The sequence below is a fragment of the Pseudomonas sp. NPDC078700 genome (assembly GCF_044542375.1).
Lineage (GTDB): Bacteria > Pseudomonadota > Gammaproteobacteria > Pseudomonadales > Pseudomonadaceae > Aquipseudomonas.
The window spans coordinates 61,829-78,499 of the sequence record NZ_JBITUI010000001.1; the positions used below are offsets into that span (position 1 = coordinate 61,829).

A 16,671-nucleotide genomic window follows, 5' to 3' on the forward strand; every position below is an offset into this window, starting at 1 on the left:
CCATGCCCGCATTCGACAAAATTCTCATCGCAAACCGTGGCGAAATTGCCTGCCGGGTCATGCGCACGGCTCAAGCCCTTGGTTACCGCACGGTCGCGGTATTCAGCGAGGCGGATGCCCAGGCGCGGCACGTAAAGATGGCAGATGAGGCGGTGTGCATTGGCCCTTCACCCGTCAATCAGTCGTACTTAAAGATTGACACCCTCATCGCCGCCGCGAAAAAAACTGGCGCCGATGCGATCCATCCAGGTTACGGCTTTCTTTCAGAAAATGCCGACTTTGCCCGCGCCTGTGAAGCTGCGGACATTACCTTTATCGGCCCAAGCATTGAAGCCATTCACCTGATGGGCAGCAAGCGCCTGTCAAAAATCGCCATGCTTGAAGCAGGTGTACCCTGCATTCCTGGCTACGAGGGCGCGGATCAGGATGACGCAACCCTGCATGAGCACGCGCAGCGCATCGGCTATCCACTGATGATCAAAGCCAGCGCTGGCGGCGGCGGTCGGGGTATGCGCTTGGTTCAGGCTCATGCCGACCTGGCTGAGCAGTTAAACACTGCGCGATCTGAAGCCTTCAACGCCTTTGGTTCCAGCGAATTGATTTTGGAGCGTGCACTCACTCAACCACGCCATGTCGAGATTCAAGTGTTTGGCGACCAGCAAGGCACTATCGTTTATCTCGGCGAACGCGATTGCTCGGTGCAGCGGCGTCACCAGAAAGTCGTTGAAGAAGCGCCCTGCCCGGTCATGACCGAATCGCTGCGCCAAGCCATGGGCCAAGCCGCTGTTAAAGCTGCCGCTTCGGTTAATTATGTGGGTGCCGGGACAGTCGAGTTTCTGCTCGACCCAAGCGGTGAATTCTACTTTTTGGAAATGAACACCCGCCTGCAAGTGGAGCACCCAGTTACCGAACTGGTCACCGGGCAGGACTTGGTTGCATGGCAAATCAGCGTCGCCCAAGGCGAGCCCTTACCGCTCAAGCAGGAGCAAATACGCCTCAGCGGGCATGCCATGGAGGTGCGCTTGTATGCAGAAGACCCCGCCAATGGCTTCCTGCCGCAAACCGGCACAGTATTGCGTTGGCAGCCTGCTGTGCTTGATGGCATTCGCATTGATCATGGTTTGGTTCAAGGTCAGCCAATCAGTGCATTCTACGACCCTATGCTGGCGAAAATTATCGCCTATGGCGCGACCCGGGATGAAGCACGACGCAAGCTTGCCCGTGCAGTGGAAGATTGCGTATTGCTGGGTGTCAAAGCCAACCAACGCTTTCTCGCCAATCTGCTCAGGCACCCACAGTTCTGCGCAGGCAATGCCACAACAGCATTCATCGGCGAACATTTCAGTGATGATCCCAGCCTTACAGCTGCTGGATTGCCCAATCAAGAACTCGTACTGGCGGCAGCCCTGTTTTATCAAGCATCAGCCGTGGAGCATGCCCATCACTCTGGACTCAGCGGGTGGAGCAACTCTGCCCGCTCAGACCTGAAATACGTTCTCGAACAGGCTGAAAGCAACGTTTCGCTCACACTTAATGTTCTGCACGCGGGCGAGCACCCCAAACTGCGCATCAACCTGGCTGAGCAAAGTTTCGAATTGCACCTGCTCAGCGCCGACGGTAGCAACTGCACTGTCGAGATCGACGGCGTGCGTCAGCGAGTGCCCTATCAGCTGGAGCAAGGAACGTTGCATCTGTTCGGCCACTCAGGTGCATCAGTGATCCAGGATGCGACACACAAAGCCATAAGCGGCACGGAAGCAGCAGGTAATGGCTCAGTCAAGGCCCCCATGGACGGTGCGGTCGTTGAGGTCTTGGTTGAACAAGGAGCCCCTGTCATCAAAGGCCAATTACTGGTGGTACTTGAAGCCATGAAAATGGAGCATCCGCTAAAAGCCAGCATCGATGGCGTGGTCAGTCGCGTACAGGTGAATCAGGGCGAACAAGTCAAAAGCCGTCAATTGCTGGTCGAAATTCAAGCGCACAATGACGACGTACGAGCACGCTAAACCGGAGAACATCGATGTCCCTATCAGGTAAAACCTTATTTATTACGGGTGCGAGTCGGGGGATTGGTCGCGAAATCGCCCTGCGCGCAGCCAGTGAGGGCGCTAATGTGGTGATTGCGGCCAAAAGCGCAGAACCCCACGCCAAACTACCGGGCACCATTCATAGCGTCGCGGAAGAAGTGCTGGCCGCTGGTGGTCAAGCCTTGGCGTTACAAGTTGATGTGCGTGATGAAATCGCAGTCAAGCAAGCAATGGAGCAAGCCGCTGGGCACTTTGGCGGCATAGATGCGCTGATCAATAACGCCGGAGCGATAAAACTGCTCGGCGTGGAGCACCTGCCACCCAAGCGTTTCGACTTGATGTACCAGATCAACACCCGCGCAGTGATGGTGTGCAGCCAGGCCGCACTGCCCTATCTGAAAAAAAGTGCTAACGGTCACATCCTCAATTTGTCACCGCCGCTCAACCTGGACCGCAAGTGGTTTGCCCAGCACGGGCCCTACACTGTGACCAAATACGGCATGAGTATGCTGACGTTGGGCATGAGTGAAGAGTTCAAAAAATACGCGATCAGCGTTAACTCATTGTGGCCACAAACCATGATCGCTACTGCCGCCATAGAATTCGAATTAGGCAGCCGTGATGTGTTCAAACGAGCGCGCACACCATTGATCATGGCTGACGCCGCTTGTGCAATCATCCGCAGCGATAATTGCAGCATCAGCGGGCGCTTGTTGATCGACGAAGAGATTTTGTGCGAGCAAGGCCAAACCGAGTTCGAACACTATCGATTTGACCCACAAGGCGGTTCATTGATCGGCGACCTGTTTCTTGATTAACCGCGCCAGATCAACCCTTGGGATTTGCCGATCTGCCCGACTACTCCGCCACAGGGCCATAGTCGGGATGGATTGGCCGCACATAGAGTGGCCATCTGCCCAGCCATCTCAAGCGTGCGAGCCTAATGAGCAATCCAGACTTAATCTCCCCATTAGATTTTCTTAGTGTCCTGCCCAAACAACTGCCTGCTCTGCCGCGCAGGCTTTTAGGGCTTTACTACACACGCATAGGCAATCGCGAGAAAAACCTCTCACTTGCATGGGCACTGCAGCGCACAGTTGATAAATACCCACAACGCCCAGCCCTGATTGACGAACAACGTACGCTTACCTATGGCGAGCTAAATGCTTGGGCTAACCGCATCGCTGGCGCCTTTAAAGCCGATGGCGTGCACGCGGGAACGGTCGTTGCGGTGATGCTGGATAATAGGATCGAGCTACTGGCAATTCTCGCCGCACTGAGCAAGCTGGGTGCAATTTCTGCACTGATCAATACCACTCAACGCACGAAGGTGTTGGCCCATAGCATCAATCTGGTTAAACCCAGTTTTATGGTCATTGGTGAAGAGCTGGTCGCCAGCCTTGATGACGCCACGCCGCTGCTGGAGCAGTCACCCATTACCCGCTATTGGATCGCAGACCAAGACTGCCTGCACGACACTGGAACAGCCCCTGGCGACTGGGTCAATTTACTCCAACAGGCCCATGGCCGGCCCAACACCAACCCCGCAGAAAGCTATCAGGTGAAGATGAAAGACCCGTGCTTTTTTATCTATACCTCTGGCACAACAGGCATGCCCAAAGCCTCGATATTGAGTCACGGCAAGTGGATAAAAGCCTACGGTGGTTTTGGCCACTCTGGCCTGACCCTCAATAGTCATGATGTGCTGTACCTGACCCTTCCCTGTTACCACAACAATGCGGTTACTGTTTGCTGGGGCGCGGCTATTGCTGGTGGTGCAGCGATTGCGCTGCGTCGTCGATTCTCAACCAGCGCCTTCTGGCCAGACGTGCAGCGCTACCAAGCAACCTGCTTTGGCTATATCGGCGAATTGTGCCGCTATCTGCTTAATCAACCCGTGTGCCCGGAAGAACAGAACAACAGCTTGCGCTGCATGATTGGCAATGGTTTGCGACCGGCTATTTGGCAGACCTTTAAAGACCGTTTCGGGATTGAGCAAATTACCGAATTCTACGCCTCCAGTGAGGGCAACATCGGTTTCACCAACGTATTTAACTTCAACAATACAGTGGGTTTCTCACCGGCTACATTCGCCATCGTTAAGTACGACTTGGAAAATGACAGGGTTATTCGCAATGCCAAAGGATTTATGCAAAAGGCCAAGAAAAATGTACCGGGCCTGTTAATCAGTGAAATCAGTGAGAAATGGCCCTTTGACGGCTACACCGACCCGGGCAAGAGTGAAAAAGTCATTTTGCGTAATGTCTTCAAGAAGGGCGATGCTTGGTTTAACAGCGGCGACCTGATGCGTAACATAGGCTGCAAGCATGCACAGTTTGTCGACCGCCTTGGCGACACCTTCCGCTGGAAAGGTGAAAACGTTTCAACCACCGAAGTTGAAAGCTCGCTCAGCACTTATCCTTGTATTGAAGATGCCGTGGTCTACGGTGTGGAAATTGCCGGCACCAATGGCCGCTGCGGAATGGCAGCACTGCGGCTTCATCCTGAGTCGAATTTTGATGGCGCTGCACTTGCCAGCTACCTCGATAGCCAGCTACCCCACTACGCGGCACCAGTATTTATTCGCTTGCTCGATCATGTTGAGACGACAGGAACCTTCAAGTACAAGAAGGCCGACCTCAAGAGCAGCGGCTATAACCCTGAACGCGTCAAAGATGCCCTGTATGTTCGCTTGCCCGGCAGCGGTGAGTTCACACCTTTGACCGCTGAGGTGTATCTGGCGATCGCCGGCGAGCACTACCGATTCTAAGTAACGACTCATGAGCCTCGGATCGCCGCCCTGCCCGACGGCGCGCAGCTTGTCGGCGGTTACTGCTTAAATTTGAACTGCAGCTGCGCTCCGTCGATGGAATCGTGTGAGCTGGTGCTCGACTCATCCATCAGCAGCTTGCCACTCAACTCAAAGGGTTTTGGCTCCGCATCTTTGGGGGCAAACATGGGCGGTAAAGCTTGATCAGCGCTGTACTCATTGGTATCCGCCTCATTGAGTTCCTTGACCAAATCCTTTGGCAGACTCAAATCAAGCTTGAGCTTTGGCACTTCGGCCACAGGCTTGGCCGCGACAGTTTTTTTAACCGGCTGTTGAACAGCCGGTTCGGTTTCAATTTCAGGCTCAAAGTCAGTCTCAAGCTTGGGCACAGGCTTGAGCTTTAAATTCAGATCTAATTTTACAGCGTCCTCCGGTGCTTCGGCGCGACTGCCCGGCTTAGTTTTTGCCCCAGTTGCGGCCGTAGTTTTCTGTGCATCTGCTTTGCCGGCGGGCAAAGGGGAAGCGGTCTGCTCTTTAGCCTTATCTTGCTTAACTGCCGAAGTATCTTTGCTGGCAGACGTTTTCGCGGGCTCATTATCAGGGCCGCACGCAGTCAAAGCAGCAAGCACTAGGGATACAACTAAAAAACGCATCACATTCATGGCTGGTCTACACGATAAATTAAACCCGTGCAGTCAAAACAGCTTCCGCACACCCTGCATCATCCTTGAGCCGGCAGGCTCAGTTTATCGCAAAGGCGATTTATCCTGCTCGTGCAGTTGTTGCAACTCTTGTTCGACATCCACACTTGGGTATTGCACCTGTAAAGCCTTGTACAGAGCCTCAGCTTGCTGCGTGAGGCCGTCTCTACGCAATTCAATGAGCCGCTGCAACTGGGCTTTCAGATCATCGGTATCAACTGCAGTGGATGAGCTCAACTTGGCCTGTGATCCAGGGGGGGATGCAGCCATCGCCTCATCTGCGGCCTCATTGGCCTGTAAAGCTTTGCGCTGCAATGGCACGCTGTCAGCTTGTGGTGCACTTTTGAGAGCTGGGGCTGGGGCAGCGTATCGCTCCATGGCCGGGGCTGCTGGTTGTTGCTGATAACCGTTAAATACCAGGCCAACAGCAAGACCAACAACTACAAAACTGCCGAGCGCGACCGACCAACGCCCCTGGCCTCCGGCAAAAAGCCAGCTGTGCAGACGCATCCATACAGTCGCAGGTTTGACCTTATGTGCCTGGGCATTGGCAGCCGCCAAAATGCTTGCATCCAGTGCGGCTGAAGGCTCTTGTCGTTGATGCTGACGATAATGCTCAAGCACTTGTGAGTCGTCACGTGGCGTATTCATACAGACACCTCTTCCAGCAACCGACGTAGCTTTTGCATCGCGTAGCGTAAGCGACTTTTCACTGTTTCAGCCGGTGTGTGCGTTAGTTCAGCTATTTCGTGCAATTGCAGATCACCTTGAGCGCGCAGCAAAAATACCTCGCGTTGCTCGGCTGGCAAGTCATCCAGCGCCAATTGCAGACGCCGCTGATCCTGACTTAAATCGATCTGCTGTTCAGGGCCGGGCTGCGAATCCGCCTGAGCATGCAGTTGCTCTTCGTACTCATCAAGTAAAGCATCACGCTTGCCGTGTTTGCGCCAATAATCAATCAGGCGGTTACGGGCTATCTGGTACAGCCAGGTTTTAAATAAAACCGCCTCGCGCTGTACCGATTGACTGCGCACGATACTTAACCAAGTGTCCTGAAAGATTTCCTCGGCCAGCGTTGAGTCACCGCATAAACCGCACAGAAAGCGAAACAAACCGAGGCGATGGCGCTGATAAAGCTGCGCAAATGCCTCGGCATTACCTTGTCGATAACGCCGCAGCAAGCTGGCGTCATCGACTTCCTTGGATTCTGAAACAGCTGCTTTCACGCTCAGTCAACTCGATTAGTGATCAGGTCGGGAGCTGAAGTTTGCAGGCTCCGGGCTAATTCCACCAGTTGTATAAACTCCGCGCGCAAACCAAAGCGATCATCACCTTTGGCACCGCGCGCCAGCGCTTCAGTGTCTTTGAACGTGAATTGCCGGGTGTACTGGCCACCTTGCAGCTGTTGAGCAAAGGCGGCGACAGCGCCAGCAAAGCGCAAATCTTCAGAGGCTTTACCTATAGCCGGGACCTGGGGAGGCTTGGAAATTGGCATTTCCACTAAGCGACTAGTGTCTTGCTCCGGTGCCTTATAGCGCAGGCGTAGCATGGCGAGTTCATCGCTGGCCGGTCGTTTAGCTGAATGCGCTGTTACCGGTTGGTAGCGCAAAGGCTCTAACCAACCCGGCTGCCCTAGCGGAACAACTTCATACAATGCCGTCACGCTATGGCCTGCACCAACCTCGCCAGCATCCACTTTGTCGTTGTTAAAATCTTCGCGTTGAAGGGCGCGGTTTTCGTAACCCAGCAAGCGATACTCGCTGATTTGTGCGGGGTTGAACTCCACTTGGAGTTTTACATCTTTGGCAACTACCGCCAAGGTTGAGCCCAGCTGATCAACCAATACCTTGCGCGCCTCACGCAGGTTGTCGATATAGGCATAGTTTCCATCACCTGCATCAGCCAGCTGCTCCATCAAGCGCTCGTTGTAATTGCCAGTTCCAAAACCCAGGGTTGTCAAGGATATACCGGTTTTACGCTTGCTTGCAGCCAGGCGTTTAAGGGCATCGAAGTCACTGATCCCGACATTGAAGTCACCGTCAGTGGCCAACAAAATTCGGTTGATGCCCTGCTTGATAAACCCCTTCTGCGCTTGCTGATACGCCAGTTCGATGCCTGACTCACCCGCCGTTGAACCTCCAGCCTGGAGCCGATCTATGGCCGCCCGAATAGTGGCTTTATCGCTTCCAGCGGTCGGTTCAAGCACAACACTTGAGTTGCCGGCATAGACAACCAGCGAAACATGATCTTGAGGTCGCAACTGCTCAACCAGCAGTTTCAGCGTGCTTTGCACCAGGGGTAAGCCTTCACGTCGGTCCATGGAGCCAGACACATCAACCAAGAACACCAAGTTCGCAGGCGCCAGTTCAGCAACCGAACGATCCTCGGCCTTGATCGCCACTCGCAACAGCAAGCTATGCGGATTCCATGGCGTTTGCGCCACCTCAGCGCTGATGGCAAAGGGGGCATCGTCATTCGAATCCGGGTATGCATATGGGAAGTAATTCACCATTTCTTCCAAGCGCACAGCATCGGCTTGCGGCAACTGGCCTTGGTTAAGCAGTCGCCTCACATTTGCGTAGCCGCCAGTATCGACATCGATACTAAAGGTCGACACCGGCGTCTGCGCCACTGCGAAGACCGGATTGGCCGGGTAGTGTTGATACTGCTCACGGTCTTCAGTCGCATAAGCCTGGCCCTCGACTGGGGCCGGTAATACATAGGGCTGGCTCGCCGGGGTAGCGGCGTACTCTGCTATCCGCATAGGCTCATTGTTGATCTGCTTGCGCAGTGCCGGAGCGGAAGCCTGCTTGACCTGTACTTCAGCAAGCGGCTTCGGGCGGGGTAAGGCGTGTTTAGTAGATTCACTGCATGCACTCAAGGCAATTAGCAGAGAACCCGTGAAGGCGTAAACCAACGACTTGGGGCAACGGACTGGGGCGAGCATGGCGGCGTCTCCTTGGATTAAATTTCCTTCATCCAAGTAGACGCAGCACATTAATCAGCGGGGTTAACCGCCAGCGGTTTATTTACGCGGGCTGAACCTCTTGGCACAGTTGCGTAGCGAGCAACCCCAAGGTCATCACTGCCCGTTCGGCTTCACGGTTCCAAGGCACACCACAGTTAATCCGCACGCAATGGTTAAACTGCTCGGTATTGCTGAAGATCAGCCCCGGGGCAATGCTAATGCCTTGTTGCAGCGCCCGGGTGTGTAGGTCTTTGGTGTTCACCCGCGCAGGCAGGCTGACCCACAAGATAAAGCCGCCCTTGGGTCGCGTCATTTGGGTGCCTTCAGGGAAATGCTGCTGCACCGCCAACTGGAAGGCGCTGAGATTTTTGCGGTACTCCTGCCGGATATAACGCAGGTGCCGGTCATAGCCTCCGTTCTCAAGGTAAGCCGCCACTGTCATCTGCGTGACGCTACAAGCCGAGTGGGTCGAAAAGGTCTGCAAGCGCTGAATTTCATCCTGATATTTGCCCGCGATAATCCAACCGATTCGCACACCAGGAGACAGGGTTTTCGAGAAGCTTGAACAATAGACCACGCGCCCTTCCCGGTCGTTGGACTTCAACGCCTTGGTCGGCCCTTGCTCGAACATCAACTCACCGTAGATATCGTCCTCGATAATCTGAATATCAAAGTTCTCGGCGAGCCTGAGCAACTGCTTCTGGCGGTCCTCAGGAATGGTGCCGCCCAGTGGATTGCTCAAGCGTGGCGTCAGCACCATCGCTTTGATGGGCCACTGGCTGGCAGCCAATTGCAGCGCCTCAAGACTCATGCCGGTGGTTGGATCACTGGGGATTTCAATCACTTTTAAACCGAGCAAATCAGCCAGTTGCAGCAGGCCGTAGTAAGTCGGTGACTCAGTCGCAATAAGATCACCCGGCTTGGTCAGCACACGTAACGACATTTGCAGCGCATCCACGCAGCCATGAGTGATGACGACCTCCGACGGATCAACCACCACGCCTGCGTCACGCATGCGGATAGCAACTTGTCGACGCAATGGCTCATAACCAGGGCTGAACATGTAATTGAAGGCCCGTGCACTCTGGAAACGGGTGACCTTGGCTAACTGTTGATGTAACGCCCGGGCAGGGAGATATTCGATGTTTGGAACCGCCGCGCCTAGCGGAAACACCCCTTCACGACGAGACTCATCCAATACCTGATTAATAATGCTGCTGCGTGTAACCAGGCTTGGCCGTTCAACCCTTGCCACGTCGGGCGTGGGCGCAGTCAGAGCCGGGGTTTGGTGGACGTAATAACCTGACTGTGGGCGTGCCCGGATAAGCCCTTGATCTTCGAGATTGGCATAGGCCTGCAACACAGTGGCATGACTGACACTGAGCTGCGTGCTCATCTTGCGCACCGATGGCACGCGCTCCCCAGGCTGATAAACACCCCGACGAATATCCTCAGCTAATTGCTGGGCGATACGTTGATAGAGCAACAGATTGGTCATATGCACATTCTCGTTTTACTGAACCGTTACAGTAACCTGCACCATGCAAATTGCACCGGTACAGATTATTTTATAGTGGACGATACAGTTGAATTTCGCCAGCGCTGTCGACGCTATAAAGAAATTGCACAAACTGTTCTGCTGCAGCGGGGCAAATCAGGCACACATTTCTTACAGTGCATGCGGATTCGTTGCACAACGAGGGTAATTCGTCACTAAACTTGGGTGAATCACAACTTGAGTATCCTGCCAGCCGTGCTCAAAAAAATCGAAGTCAGCCAGCTACAGTTAGGCATGTACATCCATGAGTTCAGTGGTTCTTGGATGGATCATCCCTTTTGGAAAGGACGTTTTCTCCTCACGCGGATCGAAGACTTACGCGCCATTCGCAACTCAAACCTGCGCGAGTTATGGATTGATGCTGGCAAAGGCGATGACGTTGCCATCTCAGAAAGCAGCAAAACGCCTGCACAAGTTGCCGAGCAGGCTGACGCCTTGCTCATCAGCGCGCAACAATCCAAACGTGCTGGCAAAGTAGAACTCAATGATGAGATCACCCGAGCCTTGAAAACCTGCGCAAAATCCAAGGCAGCAGTGGTCGAAATGTTCACTGATGCGCGCATGGGTAAAGCCATTGCAGTCGAGCAGGTTTCAGCACTCATAGATGAAATTGCCGAATCGGTACAGCGTCATCCCAGCGCCTTAATCAGCCTGGCACGCTTAAAAACCGCAGATGAATACACCTACATGCACTCAGTTGCGGTTAGCGCACTGATGATAGCCCTCGCCCAGGAGCTCGAATTACCCGCTCAGTTAACCAAAGAAGCCGGGATAGGCGGCCTGATGCATGACATCGGCAAAATGGCGATTGCCGATTCAATTCTGAACAAGCCCGGTCGCCTGACTGAAGAGGAGTTCAACAGGGTGCGTGGCCATCCTGCTGCAGGCCACCAAATGCTATTGCATAATCCGCAGATCAGCCCGCAGGTGCTGGATATCTGCCTTAGTCACCATGAAAAGATTGACGGTAGCGGCTACCCGAGCGGCTCATCTGGGGATGCGATCAGCCTGTTCGCCCGCATGGGAGCGGTCTGCGATGTGTATGACGCGATTACCTCTGACCGCCCCTACAAAAAGGGCTGGGACCCAGCAGAGTCGATCCGCAAAATGGCTGAATGGCAAGGTCATTTCGATGCAGCGATATTCCAGGCCTTCGTTAAATGCGTTGGCATTTACCCATGCGGAGCCTTAGTCCGCCTGGAGAGCGGTCGCCTTGCGGTGGTGATGGAACAAAGCGCAAAGTCACTGCTGACGCCAGTGGTCAAAGTGTTTTTTTCAGCACGCTCAAAAGTACCAATCGGTCAGGAGATAATCGACTTAAGCAAAGTCGCTGGGCGGGACAAAATCATTAGCCGCGAGGACCCTGCCAACTGGAACTTTAAACACCTTGAGACGCTATGGTCGGGCTTGCAGGCCAGCAAGAAATCCCTGTTCGATTGAGCACCGTCAATTGTGGCGAAATCGTCTGCTGCGCCAATACGTCTGCGCACTCATGAGCAAGCAACAAAATGTTCAAAGCTGAATCAATAACCCAGACCTTGGCAGCCCAAATGGCGGATGGAAAAGTGCCATCCGCCCTACAAAACCAAGCGATGATGGATTGGTAATTAACGGCTTTCGCCTAAGCTGCCCTGCTCGTCAGAAAACACAATCTCAACACGGCGATTCTGTGCACGCCCCTTGACTGACGCATTCTCCGCAACCGGGAAGCTCTCGCCCAAGCCCTTGACGCTGATGCGCTTGCTATCGACGCCCAAGTCGGTCAGGACATCGGCGACAGCCTGTGCACGATCGCGCGACAGCTGAAGATTCTGTGCATCATCACCGCTGCTATCGGTATAACCCTCGATACGCACGATACGCCGTGGGTTGAGCTGTAAGAACTGCACGACCTTGAGCACCGTCCGGTTGGCTGAAGGTTTCAAATCAGCATGGCCCGCATCGAACAACACGTCACCCAGGGTGATGATCAAGCCGCGCTCGGTTTCAGTGGTCGCAAGGCTGATCATCTGATCACCGAGCAGATTGCCCTGTTCTTGCAGGCTCAGCATTTTTGCTTCGCGCAGGGCCAATTGCAGACGCTGACGCTCAAGCTCCAACTTAGCTTCACGCTCTTGATTGAGCATCAACTCACTTTTTTGCCTGGCGATGGCACTGTAGCGTTGGCTCAGGTAAGCATAATGCGCGACATCAGCCTCGCTGCCCCAGTAACTGGACAGACGATCTGCCTTGGCCAGCGACTCGCCAGCACGAATCACATCCTTTGGCGCACTGCGCAACGCGTTGGAGTCTTCCTTAACCAACTGGAAGCTTGAGCGCGCGGTTTCAAGGGCATCATCACTGGCCTGCTGCGAAGTTGCACAGCCGCTCAGTACGAGCCCCAAAACGGCAATAACTGAAACTGGGCGCAGTTTATTCATAACTGGTACCCCAGCTGCTTGCGCATGCGGTTAATGCGTTTATTGATTTCCAGCAACTGCTCTGTGCTTTTGCTCGCCAATACCCGCGACTCAGCTTCACGTGCATCCAACTCGGCTTGCTCAGCCAGGACTCGCGCCTCTTTATATTGCTCATCCAGTAACGCAGCCTTGGCCAACTGCTGCTTGCTTAGCGCCAGTTGCATGGAAGCATCTTCAGCCGTCGCACCAACAGCGCTGGCCTGCTCAATGGCCTGTTCAGTCAAACGCAGTTGCTCGGTCGGCACTGGATCGTTGGCACAACCCGCCAATACCAGCAAAACCAAAGACGCTGGAAAAAATCGATTAATCACTGAAATACCCCAATACGGATCGAAACAGAACGCCAATAGACCCTAGGATTTAGGTGCACCAACGGGTTCCGTTTGTTGCTGCTTCCAACGCAGCAAATTTTGCTCAAGCAATGATGCTGGTAACTCGGAGGCCGTTAACTCTGTCATTTTTTTAGCCAACTGTCCGCGTAACCAGGCGTCATTGCAGGCCGAGTTATGGGATAAGGCCAGGTACATTGGCTGCCCCTCAATCGGCGGCGACAGCGGCAGTAAATCATCCTGCAGGCCCATCGTGGTTGCACGCGCTAACCCTGACTCGCGCTCAGCCAGCACATAATCAACTTCACCTAGCATCAACTTCTGAAAAGCCTGACTCAGGTTGGCTGCCTGCTCGATATTCAAATTGGCTTTGGCGTAGTCGTTGAAGGCAGGAGTCAGGGGATCAGCCGCCTTTGCTCCTTTGCGCTCACGCAGGTCAGACCATTCGATGTAGGGAAAACTAAGGATATTGCGCACCCAAACCACTGCATCATGGCTGTAAACCGATGGATAGATGAAATCCATATCATCGAGCGCAGCTGGTTTTAGTTCGGCACCGGCCAATAGATCGATGCGGCCGCTCTTAACCTCGTCCTCAGCTTTTTCCCATGAGCGGCTGTACAGCACGTCCAGTTGCACCCCAAGGTCTTTAGCGACCTTCTGCAGCATATCGGCTTGAGCGCCCATTAATTGCTTAGGGTTTTGCGGGTCACGCCACATGAATGGCGGATTATTCGGGTTCCCCGTCGCGACCAGACGTTCACACGAACCTTCGGCAAATGACAGGCTCGAAGCGCTCAAACAAGAGATGGCCAGTACGCAGGACTTTAGCAAGTGACGATCAAGCATTGATAAATCTCAGTTTAACCTTAGATGTTGCCTTACAGCACCTCAGCGCCCGGCGCAGACTTCGTGCTAGTTTAACGCCAGCGCAGAATAACGGGTTATAAGGACATGCAATGAAAAAAATTTTACTCGCCCTAATCCTGGTCATTGCCGCAGCCGGCACCGTACTTTACGTATTCCCGGCAACGCTGATGGCAAGCATACAGTTGATTGGGCAAACAGTTGCAGGCCTATCCAGCAAGCAGCTTGAAGTCGCCGATCTTAGCATTCATTACTATGAAGGCGGCCCCAAGGATGGCGAAACCATTCTCATGGTCCATGGTTTTGGCGCGGATAAAAACAATTGGCTGCAATTCGCCCGTTATTTCACCAAGCGCTACCATGTCATCGCACTCGACCTGCCAGGCTTTGGTGACAGCAGTAAACCGCCCGCCAGCTATGACGTAGGCACCCAGGCAGAGCGAATTGCGGCGTTCACCCAAGCCCTGGGGATCAAACGCCTGCACATAATTGGCAACTCCATGGGCGGGCAAATAGCCGCACTGTATGGGGCGCGTTATCCGCATCAGGTTGCCAGCGTCGCCTTGCTCGATAACGCGGGCATCGACGCGCCGCATGAAAGTGAACTGTATCGGCTTATCGAGCAGGACAAACCCAATCCGCTCGTGGTCAAAACCCCGCAGCAGTTCGATCAACTTATCGACTTCGTGTTTTATAAAGCACCGACGCTACCTGAACGGCTGAAAACCTATATGGCCGAGCAAGCCATAGCCAGCAGTGGCCTGAATGAGCAGATATTCAGCCAATTGCGTGACCGTTACATTCCACTTGAGCCTGAACTTCCAAAGATCGAAGCGCCAACTCTGCTGCTTTGGGGTGATCAAGACCGCGTGCTGGATGTATCGAGCATCAAGGTTATGCAGCCATTGCTCAAACACCCAAGCGTGGTCGTAATGAAAGACTGTGGCCATGTACCGATGGTCGAACGCCCTGCCGAGACCGCCGAGCACTACCAAGCGTTTCTCGACACAGTTGCCCAAACCCTGAGCAAACACAAAACTTGAAGGTTTTCTCCAGGCAATAAAAACCCGCTCAAATGAGCGGGTTTTTATTGAACGCGTTAAACCGGATTAAACCAGTTTTTCGAGCTCAGGCACGGCTTCAAACAGGTCAGCAACCAGACCGTAGTCTGCAACCTGGAAGATCGGTGCTTCTTCGTCCTTGTTGATAGCGACGATGACTTTCGAGTCTTTCATACCGGCCAAGTGCTGGATGGCACCGCTGATGCCGACAGCAATGTAAAGCTGTGGCGCAACGATTTTACCGGTCTGACCGACCTGCATGTCGTTCGGTACAAAGCCTGCATCAACTGCGGCGCGCGAAGCACCGACAGCAGCGCCCAACTTGTCGGCAACTGCGTACAGATGCTTAAAGTTGTCGCCGTTCTGCATGCCGCGACCGCCAGAAATGACGATTTTTGCGGCAGTCAGTTCAGGACGGTCCGACTTCGCCAGCTCTTCGCCAACAAATGCAGACTTGCCCGAATCAGCGCCAGCCGATACCGCTTCAACGGCAGCAGAGCCACCTTCAGCAGCAACTGGGTCAAAACCGGTGGAACGCACGGTGATCACTTTGATCGCAGCAGATGACTGCACGGTAGCGATGGCGTTACCGGCGTAGATCGGACGCTTGAAAGTATCCGGGCTTTCGACCGCGATGATTTCAGAGATCTGATCAACGTCCAGCTGCGCGGCAACGCGTGGCAGGAAGTTTTTGCCGTTGGTGGTCGCAGCCGCCAGAATGTGGCTGTAGCCAGCGCCCAGCTCAGCGATCAGCGGCGCAACGTTTTCAGGCAACTGGTGAGCAAAGGCAGCGTTATCGGCAACCAATACTTTAGACACGCCAGCGACTTTGCCAGCGGCTTCAGCAGCGGCGCCGCAGCCCGAGCCTGCAACCAGTACGTGAATATCGCCACCAATGGCTTGCGCCGCGGCAATAGTGTTCAGCGTGGCAGCAGCCAGAGCGTCATTCGTGTGTTCTGCAACAACTAAGATAGCCATTTAGATTACCTTCGCTTCGTTCTTCAGTTTCTCGACCAATTCAGCAACCGACTTAACCTTGATGCCAGCGCTGCGAGTGGCAGGCGCTTCAACTTTCACGGTCTTGACGGTAGAAGCGGTGGAAACACCCAATGCGTCTGGGGTGATGTTTTCCAGTGGCTTCTTCTTGGCCTTCATGATGTTCGGCAGCGACGCATAGCGAGGCTCGTTCAAACGCAGGTCAGTGGTCACGATTGCAGGCAGATTCAGTGCAACAGTCTGCAGGCCGCCGTCGATTTCACGGGTGACGTTAACTTTGTCGCCAGCCACTTCAACCTTGGAGGCGAAGGTGCCTTGCGCGTAACCGGTCAGCGCGCCCAGCATCTGGCCAGTCTGATTGTTATCGCTGTCGATCGCCTGCTTACCGAGGATGACCAACTGTGGCTGCTCTTTATCGACCACTGCTTTAAGCAGCTTGGCCACAGCCAGTGAGCTCAATTCTTCGCTGGATTCAACCAGGATTGCACGATCAGCACCCAGAGCCAGCGCAGTACGCAGTTGCTCTTGAGCCGTTGACGGGCCAATGGTCACGACGACGATTTCGCTCGCCACGCCTTTTTCTTTCAGGCGCACCGCTTCTTCTACAGCGATTTCGCAGAAAGGGTTCATCGACATCTTGACGTTCGCAAGATCAACGCCGCTGTTGTCCGCTTTAACGCGAACCTTGACGTTGTAGTCGACCACTCGTTTGACAGCTACAAGAACCTTCATGGATTCCCCGTTACTCTCTGGTGAATAAGAATGTCGCCAAGATGGACCTGGCCAGTGATGCCGGTCGGCGTTAACCAACCTTCAGCCCAGACGGCGAGCGCAAAACCGACCGTATCTTGACTGTACAGCAGGGTGTGGTCAATACACCGAACTGGCCAGTCATCTTTCTTGTAGTAATATCCTACCAGTCCTACAAAAAATTC

Annotated in this window: 15 protein-coding genes; 5 read left to right on the forward strand and 10 right to left on the reverse strand. The window is 54.0% G+C overall.

Annotated elements, in window-relative coordinates:
- Positions 1 to 2: 2 nt before the first annotated feature.
- The 3 genes from ACIGCM_RS00295 (at position 3) to ACIGCM_RS00305 (ending at position 4,797) form a co-directional block, all read left to right on the forward strand.
- The gene (locus ACIGCM_RS00295) at positions 3 to 2,006 is read left to right on the forward strand and encodes an acetyl/propionyl/methylcrotonyl-CoA carboxylase subunit alpha (RefSeq protein ID WP_397500062.1); all 2,004 of its coding nucleotides are present in this window, start codon (positions 3 to 5) and stop codon (positions 2,004 to 2,006) included.
- A gap of 14 nt (positions 2,007 to 2,020) precedes the next feature.
- Positions 2,021 to 2,845: an SDR family oxidoreductase gene (locus ACIGCM_RS00300; protein WP_397500063.1), complete on the forward strand. Its 825-nt coding sequence runs from the start codon at positions 2,021 to 2,023 to the stop codon at positions 2,843 to 2,845.
- Positions 2,846 to 2,970: 125 nt separating this feature from the next.
- On the forward strand, positions 2,971 to 4,797 hold the full coding sequence (locus tag ACIGCM_RS00305) for a long-chain-acyl-CoA synthetase (RefSeq protein ID WP_397500064.1): 1,827 nt from the start codon (positions 2,971 to 2,973) through the stop codon (positions 4,795 to 4,797).
- Positions 4,798 to 4,856: 59 nt separating this feature from the next.
- On the opposite strand, the gene ACIGCM_RS00310 is transcribed toward ACIGCM_RS00305, so the two are convergent.
- The 5 genes from ACIGCM_RS00310 to ACIGCM_RS00330 all read right to left on the reverse strand — a co-directional run bounded on the left by ACIGCM_RS00310 (position 4,857) and on the right by ACIGCM_RS00330 (position 9,964).
- Entirely contained in the window at positions 4,857 to 5,450 is a 594-nt protein-coding gene (locus tag ACIGCM_RS00310) for a hypothetical protein (RefSeq protein ID WP_397500065.1), read from the reverse strand.
- 93 nt (positions 5,451 to 5,543) lie between these two features.
- Positions 5,544 to 6,149 carry a hypothetical protein gene (locus tag ACIGCM_RS00315; RefSeq protein ID WP_397500066.1) on the reverse strand — a complete coding sequence of 202 codons (606 nt, stop codon included), beginning with the start codon at positions 6,147 to 6,149 and terminating at the stop codon, positions 5,544 to 5,546.
- Positions 6,146 to 6,724 (reverse strand): RNA polymerase sigma factor, encoded by a 579-nt coding sequence (locus tag ACIGCM_RS00320; protein ID WP_397500067.1) that lies wholly within the window; start codon positions 6,722 to 6,724, stop codon positions 6,146 to 6,148. Before ACIGCM_RS00320 ends, ACIGCM_RS00315 begins: the two co-directional genes overlap by 4 nt.
- A gap of 2 nt (positions 6,725 to 6,726) precedes the next feature.
- A complete protein-coding gene (locus tag ACIGCM_RS00325; protein WP_397500068.1) occupies positions 6,727 to 8,445 on the reverse strand; it encodes a von Willebrand factor type A domain-containing protein in 1,719 nt (572 codons plus the stop codon).
- A gap of 82 nt (positions 8,446 to 8,527) precedes the next feature.
- A complete protein-coding gene (locus tag ACIGCM_RS00330; protein WP_397500069.1) occupies positions 8,528 to 9,964 on the reverse strand; it encodes a PLP-dependent aminotransferase family protein in 1,437 nt (478 codons plus the stop codon).
- Between the two features lie 255 nt (positions 9,965 to 10,219).
- Here ACIGCM_RS00330 and ACIGCM_RS00335 point away from each other — a divergent pair, with 255 nt between their 5' ends.
- Positions 10,220 to 11,464: an HD-GYP domain-containing protein gene (locus ACIGCM_RS00335; RefSeq protein ID WP_397501070.1), complete on the forward strand. Its 1,245-nt coding sequence runs from the start codon at positions 10,220 to 10,222 to the stop codon at positions 11,462 to 11,464.
- A gap of 167 nt (positions 11,465 to 11,631) precedes the next feature.
- On the opposite strand, the gene ACIGCM_RS00340 is transcribed toward ACIGCM_RS00335, so the two are convergent.
- Genes ACIGCM_RS00340 through ACIGCM_RS00350 form a run of 3 tightly spaced genes read right to left on the reverse strand, consistent with a single transcriptional unit; the run spans position 11,632 to position 13,661 of the window.
- Entirely contained in the window at positions 11,632 to 12,444 is an 813-nt protein-coding gene (locus ACIGCM_RS00340) for an OmpA family protein (RefSeq protein ID WP_397500070.1), read from the reverse strand.
- The gene (locus ACIGCM_RS00345; RefSeq protein ID WP_397500071.1) at positions 12,441 to 12,794 is read right to left on the reverse strand and encodes a DUF4398 domain-containing protein; all 354 of its coding nucleotides are present in this window, start codon (positions 12,792 to 12,794) and stop codon (positions 12,441 to 12,443) included. Before ACIGCM_RS00345 ends, ACIGCM_RS00340 begins: the two co-directional genes overlap by 4 nt.
- A gap of 42 nt (positions 12,795 to 12,836) precedes the next feature.
- A complete protein-coding gene (locus ACIGCM_RS00350; protein ID WP_397500072.1) occupies positions 12,837 to 13,661 on the reverse strand; it encodes a substrate-binding periplasmic protein in 825 nt (274 codons plus the stop codon).
- A 110-nt stretch (positions 13,662 to 13,771) separates the two neighbouring features.
- Here ACIGCM_RS00350 and ACIGCM_RS00355 point away from each other — a divergent pair, with 110 nt between their 5' ends.
- On the forward strand, positions 13,772 to 14,722 hold the full coding sequence (locus tag ACIGCM_RS00355) for an alpha/beta fold hydrolase (protein ID WP_397500073.1): 951 nt from the start codon (positions 13,772 to 13,774) through the stop codon (positions 14,720 to 14,722).
- 66 nt (positions 14,723 to 14,788) lie between these two features.
- Here the strand turns inward: ACIGCM_RS00355 and ACIGCM_RS00360 are convergent, their stop codons facing one another.
- The gene (locus ACIGCM_RS00360; protein ID WP_397500074.1) at positions 14,789 to 15,718 is read right to left on the reverse strand and encodes an electron transfer flavoprotein subunit alpha/FixB family protein; all 930 of its coding nucleotides are present in this window, start codon (positions 15,716 to 15,718) and stop codon (positions 14,789 to 14,791) included.
- Positions 15,719 to 16,468, reverse strand: coding sequence for an electron transfer flavoprotein subunit beta/FixA family protein (locus ACIGCM_RS00365; RefSeq protein WP_397500075.1), 750 nt, complete (start codon positions 16,466 to 16,468; stop codon positions 15,719 to 15,721).
- Positions 16,469 to 16,671 lie beyond the last annotated feature (203 nt).

Coding starts and splice junctions, on each gene's coding strand:
- ACIGCM_RS00330 (WP_397500069.1), bottom strand. CDS start 9,964: ATGACCAATCTGTTGCTCTATCAACGTATCGCCCAGCAATTAGCTGAG.
- ACIGCM_RS00350 (WP_397500072.1), bottom strand. CDS start 13,661: ATGCTTGATCGTCACTTGCTAAAGTCCTGCGTACTGGCCATCTCTTGT.
- ACIGCM_RS00360 (WP_397500074.1), bottom strand. CDS start 15,718: ATGGCTATCTTAGTTGTTGCAGAACACACGAATGACGCTCTGGCTGCT.
- ACIGCM_RS00340 (WP_397500070.1), bottom strand. CDS start 12,444: ATGAATAAACTGCGCCCAGTTTCAGTTATTGCCGTTTTGGGGCTCGTA.
- ACIGCM_RS00310 (WP_397500065.1), bottom strand. CDS start 5,450: ATGCGTTTTTTAGTTGTATCCCTAGTGCTTGCTGCTTTGACTGCGTGC.
- ACIGCM_RS00325 (WP_397500068.1), bottom strand. CDS start 8,445: ATGCTCGCCCCAGTCCGTTGCCCCAAGTCGTTGGTTTACGCCTTCACG.
- ACIGCM_RS00355 (WP_397500073.1), top strand. CDS start 13,772: ATGAAAAAAATTTTACTCGCCCTAATCCTGGTCATTGCCGCAGCCGGC.
- ACIGCM_RS00300 (WP_397500063.1), top strand. CDS start 2,021: ATGTCCCTATCAGGTAAAACCTTATTTATTACGGGTGCGAGTCGGGGG.
- ACIGCM_RS00365 (WP_397500075.1), bottom strand. CDS start 16,468: ATGAAGGTTCTTGTAGCTGTCAAACGAGTGGTCGACTACAACGTCAAG.
- ACIGCM_RS00315 (WP_397500066.1), bottom strand. CDS start 6,149: ATGAATACGCCACGTGACGACTCACAAGTGCTTGAGCATTATCGTCAG.
- ACIGCM_RS00295 (WP_397500062.1), top strand. CDS start 3: ATGCCCGCATTCGACAAAATTCTCATCGCAAACCGTGGCGAAATTGCC.
- ACIGCM_RS00305 (WP_397500064.1), top strand. CDS start 2,971: ATGAGCAATCCAGACTTAATCTCCCCATTAGATTTTCTTAGTGTCCTG.